General features: G+C 24.4%; 29 protein-coding genes and 3 tRNA genes. 19 read left to right on the top strand and 13 right to left on the bottom strand.

Annotated features, from left to right (window positions below):
- Positions 1-9: 9 nt before the first annotated feature.
- The gene (locus MJ2HA_RS00390; protein WP_258393294.1) at positions 10-600 is read left to right on the top strand and encodes a methyltransferase family protein; all 591 of its coding nucleotides are present in this window, start codon (positions 10-12) and stop codon (positions 598-600) included.
- Here the strand turns inward: MJ2HA_RS00390 and MJ2HA_RS00385 are convergent.
- Entirely contained in the window at positions 581-1,393 is an 813-nt protein-coding gene (locus MJ2HA_RS00385) for a prephenate dehydratase (protein ID WP_258393579.1), read from the bottom strand. The genes MJ2HA_RS00390 and MJ2HA_RS00385 overlap by 20 nt on opposite strands.
- A gap of 41 nt (positions 1,394-1,434) precedes the next feature.
- Here MJ2HA_RS00385 and MJ2HA_RS00380 point away from each other — a divergent pair.
- Positions 1,435-1,508, top strand: a tRNA-Pro gene (locus tag MJ2HA_RS00380).
- On the opposite strand, the gene MJ2HA_RS00375 is transcribed toward MJ2HA_RS00380, so the two are convergent.
- Together MJ2HA_RS00375 and MJ2HA_RS00370 are read right to left on the bottom strand one after the other, a co-directional pair.
- Positions 1,509-3,836, bottom strand: coding sequence for a thermopsin family protease (locus tag MJ2HA_RS00375; RefSeq protein WP_258393293.1), 2,328 nt, complete (start codon positions 3,834-3,836; stop codon positions 1,509-1,511).
- Positions 3,829-4,413: an AAA family ATPase gene (locus tag MJ2HA_RS00370; RefSeq protein ID WP_258393292.1), complete on the bottom strand. Its 585-nt coding sequence runs from the start codon at positions 4,411-4,413 to the stop codon at positions 3,829-3,831. Before MJ2HA_RS00370 ends, MJ2HA_RS00375 begins: the two co-directional genes overlap by 8 nt.
- Before the next feature lie 954 nt (positions 4,414-5,367).
- On the opposite strand from MJ2HA_RS00370, the gene MJ2HA_RS00365 reads away from it, so the two are divergent.
- From MJ2HA_RS00365 to MJ2HA_RS00345, 5 genes are all read left to right on the top strand, one after another.
- Positions 5,368-6,063: an SDR family oxidoreductase gene (locus MJ2HA_RS00365; RefSeq protein ID WP_258393291.1), complete on the top strand. Its 696-nt coding sequence runs from the start codon at positions 5,368-5,370 to the stop codon at positions 6,061-6,063.
- Positions 6,060-6,659 (top strand): RNA methyltransferase, encoded by a 600-nt coding sequence (locus MJ2HA_RS00360; protein ID WP_258393290.1) that lies wholly within the window; start codon positions 6,060-6,062, stop codon positions 6,657-6,659. The genes MJ2HA_RS00365 and MJ2HA_RS00360 overlap by 4 nt, the downstream gene beginning before the upstream one ends.
- Entirely contained in the window at positions 6,652-7,137 is a 486-nt protein-coding gene (locus MJ2HA_RS00355; RefSeq protein WP_258393289.1) for a hypothetical protein, read from the top strand. Before MJ2HA_RS00360 ends, MJ2HA_RS00355 begins: the two co-directional genes overlap by 8 nt.
- Positions 7,128-7,202: transfer RNA gene (locus MJ2HA_RS00350), tRNA-Arg, on the top strand. Before MJ2HA_RS00355 ends, MJ2HA_RS00350 begins: the two co-directional genes overlap by 10 nt.
- 712 nt (positions 7,203-7,914) lie before the next feature.
- Positions 7,915-8,469 (top strand): hypothetical protein, encoded by a 555-nt coding sequence (locus MJ2HA_RS00345; RefSeq protein WP_258393288.1) that lies wholly within the window; start codon positions 7,915-7,917, stop codon positions 8,467-8,469.
- Here MJ2HA_RS00345 and MJ2HA_RS00340 read toward each other — a convergent pair.
- Positions 8,470-8,553 (bottom strand) — tRNA-Leu (locus tag MJ2HA_RS00340). It lies immediately after the preceding gene.
- Between the two features lie 117 nt (positions 8,554-8,670).
- Here MJ2HA_RS00340 and MJ2HA_RS00335 point away from each other — a divergent pair.
- Genes MJ2HA_RS00335 through MJ2HA_RS00290 form a run of 10 tightly spaced genes read left to right on the top strand, consistent with a single transcriptional unit; the run spans position 8,671 to position 13,670 of the window.
- Positions 8,671-8,997 carry a nucleotidyltransferase family protein gene (locus tag MJ2HA_RS00335; RefSeq protein ID WP_258393287.1) on the top strand — a complete coding sequence of 109 codons (327 nt, stop codon included), beginning with the start codon at positions 8,671-8,673 and terminating at the stop codon, positions 8,995-8,997.
- On the top strand, positions 8,994-9,383 hold the full coding sequence (locus tag MJ2HA_RS00330) for a HEPN domain-containing protein (RefSeq protein WP_258393286.1): 390 nt from the start codon (positions 8,994-8,996) through the stop codon (positions 9,381-9,383). The genes MJ2HA_RS00335 and MJ2HA_RS00330 overlap by 4 nt, the downstream gene beginning before the upstream one ends.
- Positions 9,380-9,694 carry a nucleotidyltransferase domain-containing protein gene (locus MJ2HA_RS00325; RefSeq protein WP_258393285.1) on the top strand — a complete coding sequence of 105 codons (315 nt, stop codon included), beginning with the start codon at positions 9,380-9,382 and terminating at the stop codon, positions 9,692-9,694. Before MJ2HA_RS00330 ends, MJ2HA_RS00325 begins: the two co-directional genes overlap by 4 nt.
- A complete protein-coding gene (locus MJ2HA_RS00320; RefSeq protein WP_258393284.1) occupies positions 9,691-10,089 on the top strand; it encodes a HEPN domain-containing protein in 399 nt (132 codons plus the stop codon). The genes MJ2HA_RS00325 and MJ2HA_RS00320 overlap by 4 nt, the downstream gene beginning before the upstream one ends.
- On the top strand, positions 10,086-10,412 hold the full coding sequence (locus MJ2HA_RS00315; RefSeq protein ID WP_258393283.1) for a nucleotidyltransferase domain-containing protein: 327 nt from the start codon (positions 10,086-10,088) through the stop codon (positions 10,410-10,412). The genes MJ2HA_RS00320 and MJ2HA_RS00315 overlap by 4 nt, the downstream gene beginning before the upstream one ends.
- Complete coding sequence (locus MJ2HA_RS00310; protein WP_258393282.1) at positions 10,409-10,825, top strand: HEPN domain-containing protein; 417 nt, start codon at positions 10,409-10,411, stop codon at positions 10,823-10,825. Before MJ2HA_RS00315 ends, MJ2HA_RS00310 begins: the two co-directional genes overlap by 4 nt.
- Positions 10,822-11,148 carry a nucleotidyltransferase family protein gene (locus MJ2HA_RS00305; protein ID WP_258393281.1) on the top strand — a complete coding sequence of 109 codons (327 nt, stop codon included), beginning with the start codon at positions 10,822-10,824 and terminating at the stop codon, positions 11,146-11,148. Before MJ2HA_RS00310 ends, MJ2HA_RS00305 begins: the two co-directional genes overlap by 4 nt.
- Entirely contained in the window at positions 11,145-11,564 is a 420-nt protein-coding gene (locus MJ2HA_RS00300) for a HEPN domain-containing protein (RefSeq protein ID WP_258393280.1), read from the top strand. The genes MJ2HA_RS00305 and MJ2HA_RS00300 overlap by 4 nt, the downstream gene beginning before the upstream one ends.
- A gap of 10 nt (positions 11,565-11,574) precedes the next feature.
- Entirely contained in the window at positions 11,575-12,261 is a 687-nt protein-coding gene (locus tag MJ2HA_RS00295; RefSeq protein WP_258393279.1) for an ABC transporter ATP-binding protein, read from the top strand.
- On the top strand, positions 12,258-13,670 hold the full coding sequence (locus tag MJ2HA_RS00290) for a hypothetical protein (RefSeq protein ID WP_258393278.1): 1,413 nt from the start codon (positions 12,258-12,260) through the stop codon (positions 13,668-13,670). Before MJ2HA_RS00295 ends, MJ2HA_RS00290 begins: the two co-directional genes overlap by 4 nt.
- On the opposite strand, the gene MJ2HA_RS00285 is transcribed toward MJ2HA_RS00290, so the two are convergent.
- The 4 genes from MJ2HA_RS00285 to MJ2HA_RS00270 form a co-directional block, all read right to left on the bottom strand.
- Positions 13,661-16,255 (bottom strand): alanine--tRNA ligase-related protein, encoded by a 2,595-nt coding sequence (locus tag MJ2HA_RS00285; RefSeq protein ID WP_258393277.1) that lies wholly within the window; start codon positions 16,253-16,255, stop codon positions 13,661-13,663. The genes MJ2HA_RS00290 and MJ2HA_RS00285 overlap by 10 nt on opposite strands.
- Complete coding sequence (locus MJ2HA_RS00280; RefSeq protein ID WP_258393276.1) at positions 16,245-17,105, bottom strand: DUF7121 family protein; 861 nt, start codon at positions 17,103-17,105, stop codon at positions 16,245-16,247. The genes MJ2HA_RS00285 and MJ2HA_RS00280 overlap by 11 nt, the downstream gene beginning before the upstream one ends.
- Positions 17,106-17,139: 34 nt before the next feature.
- Entirely contained in the window at positions 17,140-17,442 is a 303-nt protein-coding gene (locus MJ2HA_RS00275; protein WP_259369955.1) for a 50S ribosomal protein L12, read from the bottom strand.
- Positions 17,443-17,507: 65 nt separating this feature from the next.
- Entirely contained in the window at positions 17,508-18,623 is a 1,116-nt protein-coding gene (locus tag MJ2HA_RS00270; protein ID WP_258393275.1) for a fructose-1,6-bisphosphatase, read from the bottom strand.
- A 91-nt stretch (positions 18,624-18,714) separates the two neighbouring features.
- Between MJ2HA_RS00270 and dnaG the strand changes: the two genes are divergently transcribed.
- Positions 18,715-19,902 carry a DNA primase DnaG gene (gene dnaG, locus MJ2HA_RS00265; protein ID WP_258393274.1) on the top strand — a complete coding sequence of 396 codons (1,188 nt, stop codon included), beginning with the start codon at positions 18,715-18,717 and terminating at the stop codon, positions 19,900-19,902.
- Here the strand turns inward: dnaG and MJ2HA_RS00260 are convergent.
- Positions 19,899-20,357 carry a hypothetical protein gene (locus tag MJ2HA_RS00260; RefSeq protein WP_258393273.1) on the bottom strand — a complete coding sequence of 153 codons (459 nt, stop codon included), beginning with the start codon at positions 20,355-20,357 and terminating at the stop codon, positions 19,899-19,901. The genes dnaG and MJ2HA_RS00260 overlap by 4 nt on opposite strands.
- A 5-nt stretch (positions 20,358-20,362) precedes the next feature.
- Here MJ2HA_RS00260 and MJ2HA_RS00255 point away from each other — a divergent pair, with 5 nt between their 5' ends.
- On the top strand, positions 20,363-20,959 hold the full coding sequence (locus MJ2HA_RS00255; RefSeq protein ID WP_258393272.1) for a tRNA-wybutosine modification methyltransferase TYW3: 597 nt from the start codon (positions 20,363-20,365) through the stop codon (positions 20,957-20,959).
- On the opposite strand, the gene MJ2HA_RS00250 is transcribed toward MJ2HA_RS00255, so the two are convergent.
- The 4 genes from MJ2HA_RS00250 to MJ2HA_RS00235 are packed head-to-tail and all read right to left on the bottom strand — an operon-like array spanning position 20,931 to position 25,034.
- Complete coding sequence (locus tag MJ2HA_RS00250; protein WP_258393271.1) at positions 20,931-22,409, bottom strand: hypothetical protein; 1,479 nt, start codon at positions 22,407-22,409, stop codon at positions 20,931-20,933. The genes MJ2HA_RS00255 and MJ2HA_RS00250 overlap by 29 nt on opposite strands.
- Entirely contained in the window at positions 22,406-22,873 is a 468-nt protein-coding gene (locus MJ2HA_RS00245; protein ID WP_258393270.1) for a hypothetical protein, read from the bottom strand. Before MJ2HA_RS00245 ends, MJ2HA_RS00250 begins: the two co-directional genes overlap by 4 nt.
- Positions 22,870-23,889: a hypothetical protein gene (locus MJ2HA_RS00240; RefSeq protein ID WP_258393269.1), complete on the bottom strand. Its 1,020-nt coding sequence runs from the start codon at positions 23,887-23,889 to the stop codon at positions 22,870-22,872. The genes MJ2HA_RS00245 and MJ2HA_RS00240 overlap by 4 nt, the downstream gene beginning before the upstream one ends.
- Positions 23,886-25,034, bottom strand: a complete 1,149-nt coding sequence (locus MJ2HA_RS00235) for a hypothetical protein (protein WP_258393268.1) — start codon at positions 25,032-25,034, stop codon at positions 23,886-23,888. Before MJ2HA_RS00235 ends, MJ2HA_RS00240 begins: the two co-directional genes overlap by 4 nt.
- Position 25,035: the final 1 nt, after the last annotated feature.

Here is a 25,035-nt window from a genome sequence, read left to right as displayed (position 1 = left end):
TATTCTTATATGATTATAAATTTCGCTCTTGAGGAATATTTATACCTTTTTATTGTATCTGAAATAGTAGTAGGTATAGTAATGCCATTTATAATATTAAAAGGAGAAAAAGAAAAGGTGATACAATATAAACTATATTCACTAATAGAGTCAATATTATATATATTAATAGGAATGACATTTATAGCCATATTTGCATCAATAGGACAGTTCTATAATTATGGAATATTTAATTATAGTACAGGTAATATAGTAGGATTCTTATTATTCTTAATAGGAATTTTATACCAAGGAATAGCAGAAGCTTCATTAGGAAAGTATTATCTACCATATTTAGGAATAGCAGAAGGACAAAAAATAATAAAAAATGGTATATATAAATATATAAGACATCCTGGTTATTTTGGAGAAATGTTAATATTTCTAGGCTTCGGATTTGTAACATATAATATATTAGGAATAATAATCGCATTAATAGTTGATATATTTATTTATATAGGAGAAGTATTACCTGAAGAACAGTATCTAGAGAACAACTTTGGACAAGAATATAAAGATTATAAAAAAGAGACATATAGATTTATTCCATATATTTTTTAATCCCTAAATATTTATAATCTTCAATATAAAATATCTCTCCATTTATTTTTTCTTTATCTATTAAACTTTTATCCCCTTCATATTCCAATATGAATAAATATTCCCAAGTACCATTTCTTATCGGAATAGATTCTATTTTTGACAAATTAATTTTATTGTCATAGAAATATTCTAAAAATTTATATAAACTACCCGGTTTGTTATCAACTTTAAATATTAGTAATGTCTTATTATTATCCTCTTCTATATCATGATCTCCTATTAATATAAATCTTGTAAAATTATTATCAATATCTAACTTTTCAATTATATCTAGATTAAATAATCTAGCAGATCTTTTATTACCTATAGCATATGAATAATATAATCCTTTTTCATATTCTTCTTTTACTTTCTTTACAGCTTCGGATGTTGAAGATACATGAATAGAAATTAAAGACTTTTTATTTATATAATTAAAAGCTTGTTCTAACGCCTGGGAATGTGAATAAACATATTTTGCTTCTATATTATTTTTACCAATCAGATATAATTCTATTGGGAAATCGAAACCAACGGATATTTTTGGTTTATATTCTAACAATAAATAATATATTTCTCTAACACTACCAGAATGATTGTTTTCTATTGGTAAGAGCCCAAGATCCTTATTTTTAATGACTCCCTCAAATATCTCATTAAAATTATTCCTATATATTAATTCATCAAGATTATATAATTTTTTAATGACTAAACTTGCTTCTTCACTAAAAGATCCTCTAGGACCTAAATAGTATAATTTATATGAACCGATAATCCATATTTTTTAAAATAACCATAAAATTTTAAAAGAATGGGACCGTAGTCCAGCTTGGAAGGATGTCGGTTTGGGGTACCGGTGGCCCCGGGTTCAAATCCCGGCGGTCCCATTAATATAATATGAATATAATTATAGCTACAATAATTATTATAATTATTATATTTAATATATTATAACCGGATTCGCGGCTGAAATTTATATTTATATTTATAGGTCCATTAATTAAGTAGCTATGTCCATTATAATAATATGTTTCATATGTAAAGAATGAACTATATGTATATTTTACGGGTTCTATATAAATATAGGTTCCATTATTTATATATGTATTATAAGATCCATTAATTAATATATTATTATTATTTAAGGATACATTTACAGGAAAAAAACTATAAAAATTTATTAAATATTGTAATTGGCAAAAATTAGCTAAATCCAGACTAGTGCTATTATATAATATATAAGACAATTTATTATTTGGGCAATAATACCTTTCATAATTATTTATATAATTTAGTTGATTAAAATCTATATTTATTAATGATCCATTAACTAAAAAATTAGAATAATTATAATAACTGATATTATTTAGCTGAAATTCAAATGGAGATGATATATTTAATAAATAATATAATGTATAATCTGTATATATAATTGTATAATTATTTAAATTAATTTCTAGCGTACTTTCATTATAATATTGATTATTTAATATTATATTGGATAGATAATATATTGTATAATTATTTACTGGTACTATATTATCAAAAGATATATTTAATACAGTACCTTCTGGAAAATATATAGAATTATTTCCTATATAAGAATAATTATTTATCGTATAATTATATGGAGAATATATGCTTAATAAATAATATAATGTATAATTAGGTATAATTATTGTATTATTAGTTATATATATTATTGCGGGATTCTTATAAGATTGATTATTTACTATAATATTATTTAAATAATAATAAGAATAATTCGAAATGTTTATATAATCTGGAAATGTTATATTTAATTCTGTATTTTGTGGGTATTGGCTCTCATATATTGTGTTATTTGGATATTCTATCATGACAGTATAATTATTATCTTGTTGTATATTTTCTGAACTCAGATAATTCATATATGATTGCCCTGGAATCAATTCTATTGTACCATCTCCAATATATATTGTTTGTAGATTTGTAGAAGTCTCTAGGGTGTTTAATCCATAATTAAAATTAAATCTAGAAGGAGAATAATATTCAGAACCATTATTTTGGTACAAGAAATATAGAGATAGTGTACCATTTATATTATTTATATAAGAACAGGTACCATCTCCTGGTCCTCCAATTACTAGTTCTGAATCTAATAAATATGGTGGATGCGCTGGATAAACAATCATAGAAAAATAATTAGAAGGTACTAATATTGTTACATTATCATACCAAATTATATTTTGTCCATCAAAACTATAACCAAATTGCACTTCTGGATATGAGTTATTTTGTGTAATATTTGTAACCAAATAAATATTTAGAGGAAATGATAATTGATTTTCATAACCGAAATAATAATAATAGGATTCATTTAAATTTTCAGCTTGATTATAATAATTAGTTACAAAACCTGATCCTAAAATAGACTGATTATATAGTAGTCCTCCTTGGGATGTATAATTCCATATATTATCTGCTATATAATATTGATTACTGGACTGATTTAAATCTAATACATTCTGAAGGAAGTATAATTGATTTGATCCAGAATCCGTTTCAATGTAAAGCATAGAATTCAGTTGGATTGAAATTCCAGATCCTGTTATATTATTATTTTCATAATATTGCTGTATATTATTACTAACAGGACAATAATTATTTATATAATCTTGCAAACTCTGCAAATTAATATATCCAACAAATTGATTCGTACTATAATTATACTCATAAACAGAATTGTTTATAAATGCAAATCCTAGATTAGATATCCCGTATGGTAAATATACTCCTTGAGAAAAACTTGAAGAATTTAATACATAAGATATAGCTTCACCAGTTGTACTCTGATTATTATAGTTATATACTTCCATATTATATGTTCCTGGGCTTAAATTTATACTAGAAAATATATTTGATCCTGATTGATTATATAATAATTGTTTATTTGAATTATAAATATTTATATTAACTGGATAAGTCATATTAAAATATATATAATAATTTGAACTTTGATTGATTGTAAAAGTAGCTATTTCGTAATTATTGGAAGGTATATATTGTATATCATAAACAGATAAATATCCCGGTAAGCTATTAGAAGAGGATAAAGGTTGTAAATTAAAAAAGGAATCTGGAGCTGGGTAGATTGGGATATTAAAGAGAGACTGAGAGTTTATATATTTTGATAATAATAAAATTATTAAGATAAAAAATATTTTTTTATTCATTACCAATTAATTTGTTAATAAATTCTGCAAATTTCTTAGATGATATATCTAATAATCCTTCTTCATTATTTATTATCTCTACTACTGTATGATATTCGAACATAAATACCGTAGTAAAATATATTGTTAGATTTTGTTGAATCTCTATTCTCTTTAGGTTCTCTATATCTCTTCCTCTAATCTCCATATCCTTTAATCTTCTCAAGAATATTTTATCAGGATCTGAAGTTATAACTACAATGCCATTTGGCCTCAATATATCCGCAAATGTTCTAATAATACCAGGTACGAAACCTGCATAGGATTCTATAACTAGATGTGTATCCAATATAATATTTTCATTTTTTTCTATATCTTTTACATATTTCATTGCTTCCATCTGTAAATTTAATTGATCTTTTATTGATAATTTTTTTCTTATTTCATCTCTATTATTTATATTATAATTTTTTTTAGCAATATCTAATATTATATCTCCAAGGCTTAATATATTAAAATTATATTTAATATATTTGATTCCTTCCTTAATTATAGATGTTTTTCCAACACCAGGTACCCCGGTAACTAGAATTAGCATTATACTTAAATAGACTTTTCTAATTAAAAATTTTAATTAATTATAAAAACGAATATTAATAATTATATTACTTGGAACTCTAATGAGCGCTATATAAAAAGTTATTTTAGCTTTATCTACAATATCTAGATATTTGAATGTTTCTATATTTTGTTATATATGGATAATATTGGTATATTTATTGTTATTGATTTCTTTTTCTCCTTTATTTGGAAAATTGGAGATATATACTTAAGCAAGAGTATTTAATATAGGCTTTATTGTATTTGCTACAGACTGCCCCCATAAAGGACGATGGTTTTCCCGGGATCTAAAGAGTTACACTCTTTTACGGGTGCTACTAGTTAAATTATTAAAATCCATTATGTTTCTTGCTTTCTTCAAGATGTTCAATGCACCGTTTAGATTGCTGTGTAGTTTATTTCCCTTAGCACAGTTAATGACACCCTTTAAGATATTATATTCAACAACCTCAAATACCTTTATTCGATATTCTTTGATTTGTCAGCTAATGACTGTACTTTAACTATTTCTTCTGGAAATAGAAGTAATCTTCTTTAGATCAACTCCCTTATATAACAATCAAGTCTCATCATTAACTACTACACTTGCTAATAGATTGATACCTAAGCCTATGTAGGCTATCTTGTTTCCATTAGATGTTTTAACTTTTCTCACCTTGGACGATGTATTTACTCCTTCTTACCAGTCTTGTTTGCTCAACTTAACGATGATTCATTGCCTCATCATATATAATCTTTGCTTACTATACCATCACAATTTACCTGCAAATCTTATCTACATATGGAAGTCCTTGAAGATAATAACGTTTTTGATTTCATCTACTCGTTTATCAATTATTTTTATATCATTAGCAATCACTTCTTCATATTATAGAGATTCAAAAGAAAAAATTAACAAAATAAATTTAGGTTTTTTTAATATGATATTATTATGAATAAGAAAATATTAATTATAGGTGTAAGTAAAGGTTTTGGTTATGCATTGGCATATTTCTTATTAAAAAGGAATTTTGATGTTGTATTGGTTTCAAGAAATAGATTAAAACTAGAGGAAATAAAGGCGAAATTATCAAAGTACGGTAATATAGAAATAATAGATGCTGATGTAGGGTCTAGAGAGGCAATAAAATATGTAAAAGAAAAAATAGGAAATATAGACGGAATAGCTATATCAATAGGTGGGTATTTCGAAGACAATATATATAATATTGGCAATATTGACGAACTAATAAATAATAATATAAAATATCCTATATATATTATAAATGAGTTACTAGACTCCTTAAGAAATAATTCTACAATATTATTAGTTTCAAATTCCTATATACTTAATAGAGGAAAGATAAAAGAAAATCTTTCATATAGTATCTCAAAAGCTGCTAATGCAAAATTAGTTGATATATTATCATCAGAATTAATAGATAAAAATATTAGGGTCGTGGGGATCGCTCCGGGGACTATGGAAGGCGATTTTGAACCCGAAAGGGACTATAAAAAATTAAGAAAGATAGGAGAACCTCGTGGAACTCCGGAAGATATAGCAGTAGTAGCATCTTGGTTGTTTACAGAAGAAGCAGAATGGATAAATGGAGTGGTTATACCTGTAGATGGAGGGTATAATCAATGAGAAATTTTATTTTTTATTCTAACACCATAAATATAAATGGTAATTTTAATGATATCCATACTAACAGAATAGATATTGCAATAAATTCTATAATACATGCTTTTTTTATATCTAATGGAATAAGAAAGCACATAAATTTTAACTTATTTATTAATAATAGCGATTATAGGCTAATAAAAATAGAATCTAATATTAATACTCCATGGTCGAAAAAAGATATTTTAAAGTTATTATCATTATCTTTAATAAAATTTAATAAGAAAAAAATAAAAAATCCATTTCCGGGAATTTATGTAGATAAAATAAGATTTATAGACCTACTAAATAGCTATAAAGAAAATAATATATATTTGCTAGATAGGAAAGGTGAATATATAGAAGATGTAGAAATAAAAAATCCTGTATTTATTATAGGAGACTTTTTAGGGATACCAAAAGAAATAAAAAAAGAAATAAAGGATATGGTAATTCAAATATCTTTAGGTGATATAAATTATTTTTCTTCTCAAGTTATAATGATATTAAATTATTATCTAGATAGGATGGATTATTACAAAGATTATTGGGATACCTCATATAAATTTAAATATGGATAATATATTAGGATTGGATCTATCTGCAAAGGAAAAAAATAAAACAGGTTACTTTTATATAAAAGATAATGTAAACTATGGTATACTTCATAAAGATAAAGATATAATCAATCTAATAAAAGAAGTAGGATTTAAATTTGTATTTATTGATGCACCAGTAAGTTATGAATATCCATATAGGATTGAAGAGAGATTATTATATAAAGAAGGGTTTAAACCATTACCATTATCTATAAAATCTATGAAAGCTCTTTATGAGAGAACAAACTATATTATGGGCCAATTAAAAGATATAAAATTTATTGAAACATTTCCTAGAGCAGTAGAAAAAATATTAAAATTAAAATACGAATATTTTGATCATATATTTAGATATAAAGATATTTATGATGCATATCTAGCCTTTTTATCCGGATTATTTTATATAAATAATAAATACAAGAAATATGGAGAATTAGTACTACCAAAATTGGACCCGTAGTCTAGCATGGATAAAATTCCTGGTCGCGGTCCAGGAGATCGGGGGTTCGAATCCCCCCGGGTCCATATATATAGAACAAATTAGTATTATTATTTGAAAGAAATTAATAAAGCAAAATTATTTTTTATATTTTCAAGAAAACCACATATCTTTTAGATCAATTAAATTAGCAACTAATGGAAATTATAAAAAGATGAATAATAATTCTTATAACAATTAAAATAGAAGTTCTATTACACCTTTGATCCTGCAAAATCTACTCATTTTTCTATTACAAATATTGAATGATAATAATACTTTATTATTTACACTAATGAACTTAATTCAATAAATATGAAAGATTGTATAATTAATATATTAAACTATAATTCTTCAGATCATATCTGTATCCAGAATATAATATAATCTATATTATATTGATTGCCAAAATGATAATATAATATCCTGGAAATCAAATTAAATCTTCTATTACAAATATAAAATGTAATTCTCCTATAGATTATTACTATATATTAGAAATAAATTATAGAAGCTATAAAAGTAAAAATATATCATATAATCATATAACTAGATAAAAGACTTTATATAAAATTTCTTATTGATAAGTAATTAAATTTATAGGTTTTTATAATATTGATAGATTTTTTCTTTATATATCTTTTATATAAAATTTTCTATAAAAATAATTGGACATATTATAATACGCTTTTGGTAAATATAAAGTTTTTTGGTTACTAGATAATAATAAATTATAAAATTTATATACAAATATTTAAAATGTTGAATATCAACTCTAAAATAAGGAATGTATTATTAAGATCTAATAAAATACTAAAATACATAGAACCAGACATTGATTTTTATTATATTACAGTTGAAGATACTGAAAATTATTATACTGACTATTTTTATACTAAAAAAGATTTGCTATATTATATAGAAAAATTTTATAAAAGCCTAAATAGAACCCACAAAGACCTTATTCTTATATCAAGATCTAATAGAAAAGAAATAAAAAATATGTATATTACAATTATATACAACAATAACTTTAATACTACTAAATATAAGATTATGCCAGTCAAGAATCTAGATATGATTATAAAAGACTCTGAAATTGAAGATATTATAATAAACAATAAGTACTATATCCAAGATCTGAATTTCGATTTTATATGGGGTATAGATTATATAACAATCAAAAAGGATTTCTCACTAATAAAAAAGCTTCTAAATCATAAACCAAGATTATATCCTTTTTTACTAGTAGAAAACATAGAATATAATTTAATCAAAGGCGATGTTATAGGAGGATTTACATTAGAATACTAATGCGGCGGAGGGGATTTGAACCCCTGGCGGTTCTACACCAGTCGGACCTAAACCGATCTCCTTTGGCCTCTCGGACACCGCCGCATATATATTATTTAGTTTAAAAGTTATATAATATATAATTTTGCTTTACTTTATTTTTATAAGAAAGTATATATTCAACCCCTCTATATATAAAAAATTAAATATAGATAATAATATATGAATGATTTGGAAATAATTAAGAAAGTAATATATGATGTTGCAAATGAATATAATATTAAAATAGATAAAATTATATTATTTGGATCTAGAGCTAGAGGAGATTATAGAGAAGATTCTGATTATGATATATTAATTATAACTGAAGAAAAGATTGATTATAATATAATTAATGATTTTTGGATTTCTCTATTTGATAGATTAACAGATATCTTACATAAAGATATTGATTTAATATTAATAGACAAAAAAGATTTTGAAAAGAAAAAGATTTATAGAGGATTTGTATATTATTGGGCGGAAAAGGAAGGTATATTAATAAAGTGAAAGAAGATATAGAAGAATTATTAAAATCTGCTGACGATGATCTAAATTCTTCAATAGATAATTTAAAACTAAATCATTACAGGATTTCGTGCTTTTTGGCACAACAGGCTGTAGAAAAGTATTTGAAAGCTTTTCTATTATATATAAACAATGGATATCCTTTTATACATAATATAAAAGAGCTAATAAATAAATGTATAAAATATAATAAAGATTTTGAATACTTATTAAATATAAAACCAGAAAAATTAAACAAATATTATTCTGGAACTAGATATCCTCCATTTATTATTGTTAATGAAGAAGATGCTAAAGAAGCTATAGATATTGCTGAAAAGGTTAGAGAATTTATATATAAAAAATTAAATATAGATAATAATATATGAATGATTTGGAAATAATTAAGAAAGTAATATATGATGTTGCAAATGAATATAATATTAAAATAGATAAAATTATATTATTTGGATCTAGAGCTAGAGGAGATTATAGAGAAGATTCTGATTATGATATAGCAATAATAGTTTATAGTATTATAGACCTAAAAGAATTTATATCTAAAGTACATAGAGAGATAGTTAGAAAAATAATGAAACCTATAGATATAATAATATTAGAAAAAAAATATTTTGATAAATATAAAAATACATATGGAGATATAGCCGGAATTTTAAATTTAGAAGGAAAAATATTATGAATGAAATAATTGAAAAAACTAAAGAATGGTTAGAAAAAGCAGATAGAGATTTAAAATCTGCTAAAATACTATTATATAACGAATTATATGATTATTCATTATTTCATTCTCAACAAGCAATAGAAAAATATCTAAAAGCCTTTATAACTTATAAAAATATACCTTTAAATAAAATACATGATATATCATTATTAATAGAATATTGTATGAAAATGGATACAGATTTTAAATATCTATACAATATTAATGCTGATAAATTATATCCAATAGGAATAGAAATAAGATATCCAGTAAAATATATTGTTACTGAAGAAGATGCTAAAGAAGCTATAGATATTGCTGAAAAGGTTAGAGAATTTATATATAAAAAATTAAATATAGATAATAATATATGAATGATTTGGAAATAATTAAGAAAGTAATATATGATGTTGCAAATGAATATAATATTAAAATAGATAAAATTATATTATTTGGATCTAGAGCTAGAGGAGATTATAGAGAAGATTCTGATTATGATATATTAATTATAACTGAAGATAAATTGGATAAAGATCTATACTATAAATTTTTGGGAAAAATAAATTGGGAACTATTAGCTAAGCTAGATAAATCAATAGATCTTCTTTGTATAAATAAAGAAGAATTTGAAGAAAAAAAGATTTATAGAGGATTTGTATATTATTGGGCGGAAAAGGAAGGTATATTAATAAAGTGAAAGAAGATACTAAAGAATACATTGAAATTGCTGATATAGATCTCGATACATCTAAAAAAAGTTTTCAAAATTCTTTGTACTCTAGTTCATGTTTTTGGAGTCAACAAGCTATAGAATTATATTTAAAAGCATTTCTAATAGAAAATAATATCTTTAATCCTAAAAAACATAAGATTCATAATATAAATAAATTATTAGATGAATGTATAAAAATAGATAATAATTTTATAATATTGAGAGAATTGATAGGAATTGAAAAGTTCCAAATAGTTTCAGATTATTCTGTCTTATCTAGATATGATATAGAATTTATAAAAAATGTTAATGAAGAAGATGCTAAAGAAGCTATAGATATTGCTGAAAAGGTTAGAGAATTTATATATAAAAAATTAAATATAGATAATAATATATGAATGATTTGGAAATAATTAAGAAAGTAATATATGATGTTGCAAATGAATATAATATTAAAATAGATAAAATTATATTATTTGGATCTAGAGCTAGAGGAGATTATAGAGAAGATTCTGATTATGATATATTAATTATAACTGAAGATAAATTGGATAAAGATCTATATGATAATTTATGGTGTGATATACACTATTATTTAGTAAATTCATTGAATAAATCCGTCGATTTACTAATAGTAGATAATCAAGAATTTGATAAAAGATCTAAAAGTAAATTATTTGTATATTATTGGGCTAAAAATGAAGGAAAGATACTATTATGATTGATGAAAATATAATAGATTGGTTAAAATTAGCTGATGACGATTTAAAAACTGCAAAAGATATATATAAACTCTCTCATTATAGAATTGCATGTTTTTTATCTCAACAATCTGTAGAAAAGTATTTGAAAGCATTTTTAGTATACAAAAATTATTTTGATATATATAAACATAGAACTCATGATATAAGGATATTAATAGATGAATGCAAAAACATAGACAAAAGCTTCAATTCATTAGAAAAATCTACAGGAGTAAAAATGATAGAAGAATTATCAAAATATTCCATAAAATCTAGATATGATCCTAAATCTATAGAAAATGTTACTGAAGAAGATGCTAAAGAAGCTATAGATATTGCTGAAAAGGTTAGAGAATTTATATATAAAAAATTAAATATATCAATAGATCAATAAAAATATAAATATGATGATAAAAGTAGAGAATATATCAAAAAGCTATGAAAATATAAAGGCTCTCGATAATATATCTTTTGAAATAGATAAAAAAGAAAATGTATTTTTAATTGGTCCAAATGGTGCAGGGAAAAGCACTACAATAAAGATATTAGCAGGTTTATTAAAACCAGATTCTGGAAACATATATATAAAAAATATAGATTTATTAAAAAATCCTGAAGGAGCTAAGAAGTATATTGGATATTTACCTGAAGAACCAATACCGTTCATCAATTTATCTGTAAAAGAAAATCTAGAGTATATAGGATTATTAAGAAGTATAGATAATTTATATAATAAAATTGATTATTATTTAAATTTCTTTGATCTAGATAAATATAAAAATTACAGAGCAATAAACTTATCTAGAGGAAATAAACAAAAATTATCATTATCTATGGTATTAATATTAGATACAGAAATATTATTATTAGATGAACCATTAAATTATCTAGATCTAGAAACACAATATAAAACGATTAATTTATTAAAGGAAAGAAATAATCTAAAGATAATTTCTACCCACATAGTATCATTAGCAGAAAAAATAGCTAATAGAATAATATTAATAAATAAAGGTAAAATAATATTTAATGATAATATAGAAAAGATTAAAGATAATTTAGAAGATAATATAATAAAATTATTAAGATGATATTGAAATTTATAATAAAGGATATGTATACCAAAAGTCAAATATTATTATATATGCTGATATATTTCATTCTCATTTATTCTCCTATATTAATTTCTATATATTTTCTAAATTTATATAAAATAATTCCAAAAAATATATTTCCATTTCTATATATTTCTTCTAGTATTGGAGCATTATTATGGATATCTTTTATATTAATATTAACAAATATTTTCTTTATAATAATAAACATATATTCTGGAAATAAAAAGATAAATCTATATGGCAATATCGTATATACAAAAACAGAAATTGATTTTATATTATCATCTGATCTTAAGATAGATAGATATATATTACTTAAGAGTCTATCATTCTTAATATTTATATATTTTATAATATTACCATTTTTTTTCTCATATATATATCAATTATATTTATTCCATCAACTAAACACCATAATAATATTAATTACTATATTAAATTCTTTAATATATTCATATATAATATCTCTTATAGTATATTTACCATCTAATATAATAAAAAAGACTATATATTCTATCTTCCCTATATTATTAATCTTTCTAAATATATTCTATTATCCTGAAATAAATATATTATTATCCAAAATATACTTTACACCAATATTATCAATATATTTAATAATAATATATTTAATATCTGGAAAAGATTTCTATAAGTTTTATACAGATCCATATTCTATATACAATGATGATATAAATTTTATAGAAAATAGATCTATATTTAGAACTAAAGATCCTATAAAAGATATATCGAACTCTTTGTTAAAATATTTAATTATATTTTCTTCCATTATCTCTATTTTAATATTTATATTTTTTTATATAAAAAATATATTTTCAATTTATATTATCTTTTTATTATTATATAGTTCTGCAGTAGGTCTAGAGCTATCCATTGGCTTTGAAAGAGTATGGGTAAATGCTGGAAATTATTATTTTATGAATTATATTAGAAAAAAGATGAACTACAGATTAAACAATTCTTACAAGATATTATTACCATTTATTATATCATTTTTCATATTATTTATACTAAAAAATAATATTTACTATATATATTCTATATATTCAATAATATTATTACCAATATCTATAAATATACCTTCTTGGTACTATTCTGGAAAATTAAATCCACAATACAAAGGATACTCTTATGATAGACAGTTCACAAGATTAGATATCAAAAACTTTTTATCTATAATAATATTATCAATATATACATTTATTGACATGGCACCATTGTTTATAAACAATATAATATTTTCCAGTTTATCTTTCTTAATATTATTATTAATATTTTCAATAGATTATTATAATAAATTAAATAATAAAAACATCTGGTATAAATTTATAGAAGATCTAATAACTAATGACTATTCATAGTTTTTTATATAAAATTTATCAATCTTCTTATCTCCACCTTTAGAACTAATAATACCATCTTTACATTTTATCTCTATATCTTTTATAATATCTTTATACCTTAGTACATATTTAATAATATCTGATATTTTTAAGGAGGTTTCCATATATATTCTCCCATCTTTTATATTATTTCTTATATATTCTTCCAATAAACTATTTATCTTCTTACTATTCTCTTCCCTATCTTTATTTATTTTTTCTATATAATTATTCAAATTATTTATATCGATACCATATTTATTCCTTATATTATTCAATCTTTCTTCCATATTTTCATATTCTTCTATTATCCTATCTCCAGCAATAAACCTGAATCTAATCATTCCATCAGCTATCTTCTCAACAGATATTATTTTTATTAACCCAATTTCTAATGTATTATCTAAATGAGTTCCTGAACATGCTTCTACATCTGTATTTTCTATATTAACTATTCTTAAATTTGTTTCTGGTATAAATCCTCCTTGATATATTGTAAATCCATATAATTTTTCAGCTTCATTTCTCTTTAAATAGAATTTATTTATTTTTCTACCTTCCAATATTATATTATTGGCATTTTTTTCTATCAATTTTATTTCTTCATAGCTTGGTACCTTATAATGAGTAATATCTAGTCTACCTTCATATTCATCTTTTTCTGCACCTGCTTGCCATATATGATTACCATAAATATTTCTCAATACAGAGGTTAATAAGTGGGTTGCTGTATGATGCCTAGATATTCTATATCTCCTACCTTTATCTATAATTTGCAATATTTCACCTGAGATTTCAATATCCTTATCTACTTTATGTAATATTATTTTTTTATACTCTATTACATCGACAACTCTTGCGAAATATTTTTCAAAATCTTCTTTTAAATTACCAGTCATATATTTAACTAATTCATCCTTTACATAATCTGGAAAATTATAATTATCCAGAACATCTTTTGAATATTTTTTTATATTATTCAGATCGAATATATATCCTGTATCATGTATTTGTCCTCCTTTTGTTGGATAAAACACAGTTCTATCAAATATATAATATATTGAATTCTTATAATCAATCTTCCCATAAAATTTAGATATTTCATAATATTTCTTCCATGAATCATAAAATGATTTATATGTCTCTGGATAATTTATATCTATATAAAATTCTTCTTTCTTATTCTCCTTTTTACTTATATTTTTATGCTGGCTTAATAACCTACTGAATTCTTCTTTATTTATATTAATATTAGGATTTATATCTTTCATTATCTCTAGAGATATCCCCGAAGACGTATATAGTTCGAATATTTTCCTAGTATCCAGGTTTTTATCTAATAATTTTTGAGCATTTTTCTTTATATCTTTATATTTCTCATATTCATATATTAATATATTATATATTTCATTTATATCTACCTTCTCCCTCCAATCTAATGATATATAATTTAATAATTTTTTTATAAATGAATAAGAATCTTCTCCAAAATACTTATCAATAAAATAAAACATTCTCCTACTAATTAACCTTAAATTATAATTACCTCCCATATTGGATGGTAAAGCTCCATCAGATATTGCTATATATAATGTTCTAATATGATCAGAGATTAAATATATAGCATGCATAATTTCCAATAATTTATTATCATAAATTCCCTTTTCCCTTAAATATTTTTCAAAATCATTTATATCATATTTTTCAAAGTCAAATAAAGAAGAATACATAGAAATTTTATTAAATAGATCATAATCTATATCATAATTAATATTATTTAGCAAAAATTTTACTGTATTTGGGAAGACAATATCATAAGATGTAGGTGTTCCATTGGTTATCCATGCAATCCTCTCCTGACCCATACCCATATCTAAAACCTTTAATTTATCCAATTCTACCCATTGATTATCTATTATCTTATATTGCATATAAACCTGATTAGCTACTTCTAATCCTCTTATAAAAAATTCTATTGATGTACCCCCATTTCCTCCACCTTCCCATTTATCTTCATGAAATAAAAACTCCTCCATCGGAAATTTATTTTCTTCAAACCAATAATATAGATCTAGAAAATATTGGTCTTTATTATATTCTTCAGGTTTCATAAATGCATGCTGACCAATCATAACGAAACCTGTATAATGCCTGCCTGTTAATCCAACATTATCTATATCATTGAATCTTAGACAAAATTGAGGTACAGTTAGTTTTTTGGATGGAGGATCGGTGTACCCTTCCACTACCCATGGTTGAAAATCTGCAATGGAAGCAATTACAAAATCTATATCATCCCTCCATCTAGCCACTACAGGATATCTATTTATACTTATATAACCTCTAGAATTCATATATTTTGCAAAATTATCATAAACTTCATTATATGATAACTTTGTACCTAAAGGATTTTTTATAAAACCATAATTTTCGTGATCACCACATACTTCTCTATTCTTATCTTTTGTCCAAAAAAATCTATTACATATTTTGCATTGCTTCCTATACAGATCCAAAGATTCTAAAGCTTTTTTTGGATATAATTTCTCAAGATCAGATTGCACCTTTTTTCTTTAATAATTCATATTTTTGCATAACTAATATATCATCCATGGATAATTCTCCACCATTAACTATTTTTTCTTGTATCCTAGAATACTCATCCAATATCTTTGTCTTTTCTTCTCCAGAAACTTCTAATCTTGGTTTTTGTGATAATTGATTTAGATAAACTTCTAATTGTTCTCTTAATTTATCTTCTAAAGATTTTATTTTATCCTTCGTTTCCATAATTTGCTGTTTTAAAGAATTATATTCTGAAATTAGTCCTAATAACTTCTCTTTTACAGATTTTAATTGCTCCTTTATTACCTTTCTTTCATCTATATTCTTCCTTATATTTTGACCAATTATTGATAATTTAGACTTATAAGCATTATATTCTTCTTTTATTTTGTCAATCTCCTCTAATACTGAAGATAATTGCTCATATTTACCCAATAATTTCCTTAAATATTTTATCCTATTCCATATCTTTTTTTCCTGTGAATAAGATAATATTTCTGTTTGCAGTACATACTCTAGTGTTTCTAGTTCTTTCTTATACCTATTTATATCTTTTAGTATATCTTTATTTTTGAATACATCCTTTTTTTCTTGTTTTATCGAATTCAATTTATTTTTCAGTTCTTCCAATTTTTGTAGAGTTTTCTGTCTTTCTTCCATTAAATTATCTAGTACAACACTATACTCTTCTTTTTTTGTTCTTAGTTCTTTCAATCTTGATATTAGCTCTTTTCTCTCTTTGTATAAAGTCCTTTTTCTAGAGTATAATTGTTCCTTCTCCTCTCCTAACCTTATCAATTCTCTCTTTATGGATAAAATCCCTTTGTAGGTTCTATCGATATCACTCACTTTAGTTAAAAATGCATCTAAAAATTTATAAACCTTAGAAGCCGAACAATGAGGATAATCCTTCTAATGCCTGCTCTTCTTTCTTTTCTTCTTTTTTCTCTTCTTTCTTTTCTTGAGCTTGAGTAGGGGCTTGTGCAACTGCTACAGATGGTGTCGATAGTGCTTCTTCTTTTACTTTTTCCAGATCTACTCCTTGTAAGCTTGCCAAAATAGCATTTATCATTGCTTCATTTGATTCTAGCCCTACAGAAGATAATACCTTTTTAATATTATCTGCATTTATTTCTTGCTTTGCCTCGTGTAATAACCATACAGCATATACATATTCCATTCCCATGTATAAATAAAGAATATAGAAATATTTAAAAAATAATACTATTCAATAAAAAAATATAAAAGCTTTTATATATCCTGAAATCTATCTTTTAATTTTTCTAATATCTTTGGTAGAGTAGTATATTGTGCCAATTCTGACGACACTCTGTGAGGTTCAAATGGTCCATGCCTTCTAATATAATCTGTTATTTCCATTGCTTTATTTCTTGTAAGATCAAATGCTGGATCGTCAAACATATCTTCTGGTCCATATAATTTTCCATTCTTTACCTGAAATCCTAAAGAGATAACCCTTGCTGGTCCATCAAATCTAGTAGCCTTTGCATCCTTTACAGATACTGGCATAAGTGGACCCCAATGAAATCCCCTCATCCAGCCATCTACCATATATGGAAATGAAAATGCTTCTAGTACTTCTCCTGCAGCTGGTAGACCTTTTTGAGATCTAACAATCATTACTGGATCATCTTTTCCAACATATTTACCAGCTTCTGCATTTAACCTTTCTGTAGATGTTACTGCTACTGGTTCATTTTCAGGAATTTTATGGCCTTGTCTTGGATATATTCTTTTTATTACATATTTTATAGAACCAATTAATGATAATATATCATATAAATCCTCTGGTGCTGATAAATATATCTTTTTATGATTATCTAGGTCCCATATTTCAAATTTAAACCCCATATGCATCGCTGGATCTATTATCAGTCCAGGAGTATTAAATGGATTAGCAAACATTTGAAATAATGGATAATTAAAAGCACCAGCTTCTGTCTTATCTGCAGCAAATACAAATATTGGTTCTGTTTGTCTAACATTTATAGTCATCTCAGCAACGCCTGGTCCCATATTTTTTATATTTCCTTTAAAATCTTCTGATAATAAATCTTCACCGGCACCATATAACCCCATATCTTTTGCTATTTTTGTAGTTTTCTGAAATATTTTCCATGCTAACCCATGAACTTCTGGATTATCTTCGCCCTTATTATGCAACAATATTAGAGACATGTCATCTCCTACATGCGTTACATGATAATCTAATATTATTTCATCTACAGAATCCTCTAATATATCTTCTGCAGTTTCTTCAAATATTGGTGGAACAATATGGTTTCCAACTAAGCTTCCAGTATCTGCTTTTATGACACTTATTGTTACTTTTTCTCCTTCTGCCATTATTTTATATTATTTTCTATATTTATAGATTTAAGTTATTACTAACCAATATACTATAATAAATTATATATCTTTTCTTTAATATAGTTTAATGGCAAAGATATCACCTCCATACATAAAATATGTTATACATGCGTCTGTATACATTGACGGTGTCGTTGAAAAACCTGATGTAATAGGAGCAGTATTTGGACAAACAGAAGGCCTACTAGGTTCAGAAATGGATTTAAGAGAGCTACAAAGATCTGGAAAAATAGGAAGAATAGAAGTAGATCTAAAAATAGAGAATGATAAGACAGTAGGAGAAATAAAGATACCTACAAGCCTAAATAGATTTGAAACTACTTTAATTGCTGCCACACTTGAAACAGTAACTAGAATAGGCCCAACACACGCATCAATAAAAATACAGAAAATAGAAGATGTAAGGAAAACAAAAGTCCAGCATATATTAGAAAGAGCAAGAGATTTATTAACAAGATTAATAAATGAAGAACTACCAGACCCAAAAGAATTACTATTATATCTGGAATATTCACAAAATATAAAAACATTAACAAATTATGGTAATGAAAAATTACCTGCAGGCCCAGATATAGATAGATCTGAAGAGATAATATTGGTAGAAGGAAGAGCAGATGTATTAAATCTATTAAGATACGGAATAACAAATGTTGTAGCATTAAATGGATTAAATGTTCCGAAGACTGTAATAGAATTATCAAAGAAAAAAATAGTGACTACATTCTTTGATGGTGATAGAGGTGGAGATTTATTAGTAAAAGAATGTATGATAAATGGAGTAGATATAGATTTTATAGCAAAACCAGAACCAGGAAAGGAAGTAGAAGAACTATCAAGAAAAGAGATTATGAAATCATTAAAGAATAGAATATCCTTTGATCAAATAAAAGCATATTATGAAAAATTAGAAGGATCAATAGAAGAAATAAAAAATATAAGAGAAGAAAAGAAGATAAAAGATCCTATATTACAAAAGCTAAAGAGCTATATGGAAGATATATTTAGAACTGATCAGGCATTATTATTAGACGATAACTTTAATACGATAAATAAAATACCAGTAGATAAATTAGATGAAATGATATTTAAAAATAGCAATATATCATATATAACGATGGATGGTGTATTAACTAGAGAGTTATTAGAGAAAATAGAAAGAAATACAAATGTTAAGTATATTATATGTATAGATTCCATACAAAAGAATAGCAATAAGGTAAAGATATATACATTGAGCGATTTAGATAGGGTTTAAGTTTTTTCATAATTTATTATTCCATTTATTGAATCATTTATATTACTATAATATAGTGTAGTATATATATATCCGCCTAATTTTTCCCATTGTAATATTACCGCCTTTGTATCTTGATCATCTAAATAATTATAAGACAATTCTATAGAACTATCTGGGTTAATGGTATAAATATATCCTGAAAATGATGTAATAATGGATGAAGATTGATAAGAATTTTTCAATGCCAAGTAAGTAAAATATATACTTATACTATTATTCGACGGATTATATACAGAAATATCTATTGTACTATTATTTACAATAAAATTTGATATATATAGACCATATGGATTTTCTGGATTAACTGTTCTTGATTCTTTAAAATAATTAGAATATGCATAATATATTAATGCTAATGCAGGTACAATAAATATTATGAACAATATATTTAATATTATCTTTTCATTATCCATATAATATGAATAATTTCAATAAATTAAAAATGTATCATATGGAAAAATTAAGATATGCAAAAGAAAAACAATTGGTAGACCAGCCTGTATATTATATTATTGATTACATAAATTCATTAAATGAATATTTTACTACGTCATCATGTGCTGGGAGAATAATATTACTAAAGATTCCAAAATCTGGAAAAAAATTTGAAGCAGATTTTTTATTTAAATCACATTATTATATAGACTTTAATTATATATGGTATAGATTACTAGATATATATAAAAATTATGAAGAAAAAATTTATTTTAAACAAGAGCCATTTATATTACATGTATCTTCGATAAATATAGATAAGGCTTATGAAATATTAAATATTGCTAGGAAAGCTGGATTTAAACATTCTGGTATATTTTTAATAAATAATAGTAGAGTTATGATAGAGATTATGGGAAATGAAAAAATAGAGACCTTGATATCAGAAAATAGAGAATTATTAATTGATGAACATTATTTTAGAAAATTAATAGATGAGAGCAATAAAAAATTGTATAATGTAAGATTGAGGATGAAAAAATTCTATGATATCATGATAAACCATTACAAAAATTTATAATATTATTATTAGAGCATATAGTTTCATTTATATTAAATAATGTAAATAGATTTTCATAATTAACTGAAAATTCTCCATTATATGTTATATATGGATAATTACTACAACTTACTCTTACAGTACCTGTTCCGCAACCAGAATCTACACTGCATTTTATACCAAGAGAATTTAAATGAGAAACTGCACCTTCTACTCCAGATATATATTTAAGACATTCCTTAACAGATCCAAATGGAATATCAACAGAAACACTAGATACAGAACATGATATATTATCATATACTGCATTTAATGTCGTATTTACTAATATTGGGAAATTTCCATCTGTAAATACAGTATAATTATTAAATAGATTATAATTACAAACGTCATTTAAATAGTCTGTGCAACTAATTAGATCTGGTAATATGCTATTATTATTATATATATAATTTGTAGATACTATATTGTAAAAATATCCACTAAATATTTGAGATGAAGATACTGTATTTCCGCCTAAGTACTCTGCTAATGTTTCTGTTTGTCCCGAGTCTATACATAGGTTCCTATAATACATGTTTACAACACAATTTCCATTATCATTTTGACCTACTGTTTGGCATAGAACAGGTAATTGTAGATCCTCAATGTTTGAAGTATTATAATATAAATCAGCTAAGTACAATGAATTACTATTATAATTTATACTATATAATAATAGATTTCCATTATCTATGCTTTTATAATCGTTATAATTACCGACTATTTGTGGATTTTGAATAAAATATGTTATCCTATATAAAGATCTATTATATATATACCCAGAAATATAATTATAATATATATAATAAGGAATAAAAGAGTAATTTAGTTGCATATTAAATATATGCTGGAATATTGATTGATAACTATATTCAAAATTTATATCTAAAGTTATCTGATTACTAGAATAATCACCTCCTGATAATTTTATATAATTTTGATTATTTACAGTACTTTCTATATCATTTAATATACTATAACCTATTTCATTTCCTAATATATTATCTTGTATATTTATTACTGTCAATAATGGTAAACATAAACCATAGGAAATATTTAGATAATTATATCCTGATGGATTATATGATGAAGAAGCATATGCATAAGTTTCATTTGGTAAGCATTCATCATAATAGGTATTATAATATATAGAATTTCGACTATATATATAATTATCAAAATTTGTATATATATTATTAGAAAATATGCTTATAGAATATATATAATTATTTATCTCATATCTTATCAAATAAGGTATTTCTACAAAAGATGTATATATACCATTTTGATAAGCTATATAATCTAAGGATAAATATTTCATATTTTGGAATCCTAGTGTTTGTTCTGTATTCAAATAATAGAATGCAGATACTACCAATATTATTATTCCAATTATAATTACCAATGAAGCTAAAGAAGATTTAATCATTGTACACAAGATATATTATAATAATATCCAGCCAATAATGTTGGAGGGCAAACTTCTAGATTATATGTTTGACCATTTATATATATATTATAATTTACATAGTCCATATTATAGCATACTCCTAATGTATTGTTATTTAAATCAAAAGCTAATAAAGTAGATGAATCTTGAAAATAATTTATTGTATCATTATATAATTGATCATATATATAACTATTCGCATTATTATTTATATTATAACCATTCAATATATCTATTACTGGTACATATACTCCATCAAAATAAATATTAGATCCTAGAAAACCATTTGAGGATTGATATTCTACCCCTTGTAATTGTAATGTTGCTATTCCATTTAAGGATGCTGGCTGTAATGTATCTTGATATATTAAATACAATACTAAAAATATTAAGAGCATAGATACAAATAGCATAGATAAAAAAAATCCTATTTGAAATTTCATTGAATAATTATAGTACAGCTAGAGGCATTTATTTGGCCTGTACTTGGATTATCTTCAGTATAATTACAACCCATTATACCATAATTAATTGCACCAAGACCTAAAAAATATATTTTTACAATCCTCATGCTACCTGTATCATAATTTGGCGATGTAACTTCATAACTATTCAATGGATATATAAATAGTCCATACGGATATTGGGAGCAAGTTTTATACAAATCAATAAATGTATTATTATACCTTGTTATATTATATATTATCTGGCTTTCATTATTGGATGCTTGAGATAAATAACTTACTATTTCATTATAAGTATTCTCTGGTATTGAATTATAAGAAATAGAGAACTTTGGTGGGAATATATCCGAATATAAGAAATTATTTATTATTGAATCTGACATTGAAGAGATAAGAGGAGATGCTGATGTATCAATCTCAGAATAAGCTTCTGAAGATATATATCTATAAGTAGAAATGTCAAATAATTGTTGAGGAAAATAATATCTACTTGCAGATACATTATTTATATTATAATAAATATATAAAGGCTCTCCAAAATAAGTTATATTAGAATATAGTAAAAACTGCTGAAATTCCTGCTGAGAGACCAATAAATAGGAATCTGGCCCAGTTACACTGTTTTCCGTGGATGCTACTTCTTGTTTTACTTGACTATTAAGATCAATTAAAGCAGTTAAATTACCAGATTCTGCAACATAATCTAAAAAAGATCCTTGTAGTACTGTATAGCATTGACTTATCTGATTATCATATTGATATAATACAGAAATATTTGGCGCATAGAATAGATAATAAGGATTTCCAGTAGCCTCATATAAACAATATTGCAATCTATTTAATAATAAAGTATTCACAAATATCTGATAAGACTGTTGTGAAAATGATTCTGTTAAATTCATTGCATAATATATTAGTATAAATAATAGTGCAGCTATAATTATAACTGCACCAATGATATATTCTACAATATCTTTTAAAGAAAATGATCTCATGATATTTTATTGGGTATTATACTTATATTTATTTCATGATTACCATCCAAATTATTCTTATCTAAGGATAAATAAGCCGGATAATAATAATAACCCTGATACTCCACACCCAATTCTAATTTAAATATGTAGTATCCATACTGAGATCCTGATTGATATATCGTTTGATTTTGTTGATTGCTATTAAATCCATTGCATAAATATTCATAATATATTGCTTCCTGATTTCCCGGATTTTTAGCATCTAAATAGCATTGATTTATTAATGAAAATTCTGGATTATAAAATACTGGTAAGGATAATAAATTATAATATACAAAATATTGACCGCTACTTAATAACTGGTCATTATAATAACACCTTGCATAATCATTATTAGCAATATTTTCATAATTATATAATGTTATTGCTGAGTTGACTATCATATTTACGCCTATAGATATTCCATAACCTATAGGACCTGTAGCAGCTATAATTGCATTATCAGCCAATACTTCCAATGTACCTACAGCAGCGCCCTCTAATGCAGTTGGTAATATAGTCATAGCTGATGAATATAGTGCTGTACCAATTCCTCCAGAATTTTGATCCTGCAAATATCTATATAATCCTATCGCAGTTCCAAATATTTCATTTCCAGCAAAACTATTCGCAAATAATTTTGAACTGGATTTTAAATAACTTTGAACTAGACTAGAAACTGATGGCGATTCTTCTACCAAGGTCTCTGCGCCTTCTAAAGCAATTTCTGCTTCATCAGCAGCAGGAACTTGAGCAAACATTGCAGTCAATACAGAATTAAAAAAATCCATACCAAATTGATCCCATAGGTTTTGATTTTCACAATAACCTATAGAAACTAAAAAATCATTATTATTATATTGACCGAATACCCAACCTGTATTTATTGGTGGAGCAATCCTAAATTCATAACCTATGGATGGCCCGCTAGAAATATATATTAATCCTTGAATCCCCCCTGGTATGGATGTTGCATATGTAATAAATCCTGCAGTCTCTAAAACAGCATAAGGATTATTAGCTCCAAATATTTTAGCTGCTAAGTATGGTATATTAACCCCTATAAATATTACAATTATTAAAAATATGCTAGCTACTAAAGCATCTAATATGTCCTCTACCATA

It is taken from the genome of Nanobdella aerobiophila (genome assembly GCF_023169545.1).
In the GTDB taxonomy this organism is placed as follows: domain Archaea; phylum Nanobdellota; class Nanobdellia; order Nanobdellales; family Nanobdellaceae; genus Nanobdella; species Nanobdella aerobiophila.
The sequence above is the reverse complement of the archived record's forward strand: the minus strand, read 5'-3'. Positions and strand labels throughout refer to the sequence as shown.

What these genes read in the sequence shown, in the direction of transcription:
- MJ2HA_RS00390 (WP_258393294.1), top strand. Translation starts at nt 10, where the DNA reads ATGATTATAAATTTCGCTCTTGAGGAATATTTATACCTTTTTATTGTA.
- MJ2HA_RS00375 (WP_258393293.1), bottom strand. Translation starts at nt 3,836, where the DNA reads ATGAATAAAAAAATATTTTTTATCTTAATAATTTTATTATTATCAAAA.
- MJ2HA_RS00370 (WP_258393292.1), bottom strand. Translation starts at nt 4,413, where the DNA reads ATGCTAATTCTAGTTACCGGGGTACCTGGTGTTGGAAAAACATCTATA.
- MJ2HA_RS00365 (WP_258393291.1), top strand. Translation starts at nt 5,368, where the DNA reads ATGAATAAGAAAATATTAATTATAGGTGTAAGTAAAGGTTTTGGTTAT.
- MJ2HA_RS00360 (WP_258393290.1), top strand. Translation starts at nt 6,060, where the DNA reads ATGAGAAATTTTATTTTTTATTCTAACACCATAAATATAAATGGTAAT.
- MJ2HA_RS00355 (WP_258393289.1), top strand. Translation starts at nt 6,652, where the DNA reads ATGGATAATATATTAGGATTGGATCTATCTGCAAAGGAAAAAAATAAA.
- MJ2HA_RS00345 (WP_258393288.1), top strand. Translation starts at nt 7,915, where the DNA reads ATGTTGAATATCAACTCTAAAATAAGGAATGTATTATTAAGATCTAAT.
- MJ2HA_RS00335 (WP_258393287.1), top strand. Translation starts at nt 8,671, where the DNA reads ATGAATGATTTGGAAATAATTAAGAAAGTAATATATGATGTTGCAAAT.
- MJ2HA_RS00325 (WP_258393285.1), top strand. Translation starts at nt 9,380, where the DNA reads ATGAATGATTTGGAAATAATTAAGAAAGTAATATATGATGTTGCAAAT.
- MJ2HA_RS00320 (WP_258393284.1), top strand. Translation starts at nt 9,691, where the DNA reads ATGAATGAAATAATTGAAAAAACTAAAGAATGGTTAGAAAAAGCAGAT.
- MJ2HA_RS00315 (WP_258393283.1), top strand. Translation starts at nt 10,086, where the DNA reads ATGAATGATTTGGAAATAATTAAGAAAGTAATATATGATGTTGCAAAT.
- MJ2HA_RS00305 (WP_258393281.1), top strand. Translation starts at nt 10,822, where the DNA reads ATGAATGATTTGGAAATAATTAAGAAAGTAATATATGATGTTGCAAAT.
- MJ2HA_RS00300 (WP_258393280.1), top strand. Translation starts at nt 11,145, where the DNA reads ATGATTGATGAAAATATAATAGATTGGTTAAAATTAGCTGATGACGAT.
- MJ2HA_RS00295 (WP_258393279.1), top strand. Translation starts at nt 11,575, where the DNA reads ATGATGATAAAAGTAGAGAATATATCAAAAAGCTATGAAAATATAAAG.
- MJ2HA_RS00290 (WP_258393278.1), top strand. Translation starts at nt 12,258, where the DNA reads ATGATATTGAAATTTATAATAAAGGATATGTATACCAAAAGTCAAATA.
- MJ2HA_RS00275 (WP_259369955.1), bottom strand. Translation starts at nt 17,442, where the DNA reads ATGGGAATGGAATATGTATATGCTGTATGGTTATTACACGAGGCAAAG.
- MJ2HA_RS00270 (WP_258393275.1), bottom strand. Translation starts at nt 18,623, where the DNA reads ATGGCAGAAGGAGAAAAAGTAACAATAAGTGTCATAAAAGCAGATACT.
- dnaG (WP_258393274.1), top strand. Translation starts at nt 18,715, where the DNA reads ATGGCAAAGATATCACCTCCATACATAAAATATGTTATACATGCGTCT.
- MJ2HA_RS00260 (WP_258393273.1), bottom strand. Translation starts at nt 20,357, where the DNA reads ATGGATAATGAAAAGATAATATTAAATATATTGTTCATAATATTTATT.
- MJ2HA_RS00255 (WP_258393272.1), top strand. Translation starts at nt 20,363, where the DNA reads ATGAATAATTTCAATAAATTAAAAATGTATCATATGGAAAAATTAAGA.
- MJ2HA_RS00250 (WP_258393271.1), bottom strand. Translation starts at nt 22,409, where the DNA reads ATGATTAAATCTTCTTTAGCTTCATTGGTAATTATAATTGGAATAATA.
- MJ2HA_RS00245 (WP_258393270.1), bottom strand. Translation starts at nt 22,873, where the DNA reads ATGAAATTTCAAATAGGATTTTTTTTATCTATGCTATTTGTATCTATG.
- MJ2HA_RS00240 (WP_258393269.1), bottom strand. Translation starts at nt 23,889, where the DNA reads ATGAGATCATTTTCTTTAAAAGATATTGTAGAATATATCATTGGTGCA.
- MJ2HA_RS00235 (WP_258393268.1), bottom strand. Translation starts at nt 25,034, where the DNA reads ATGGTAGAGGACATATTAGATGCTTTAGTAGCTAGCATATTTTTAATA.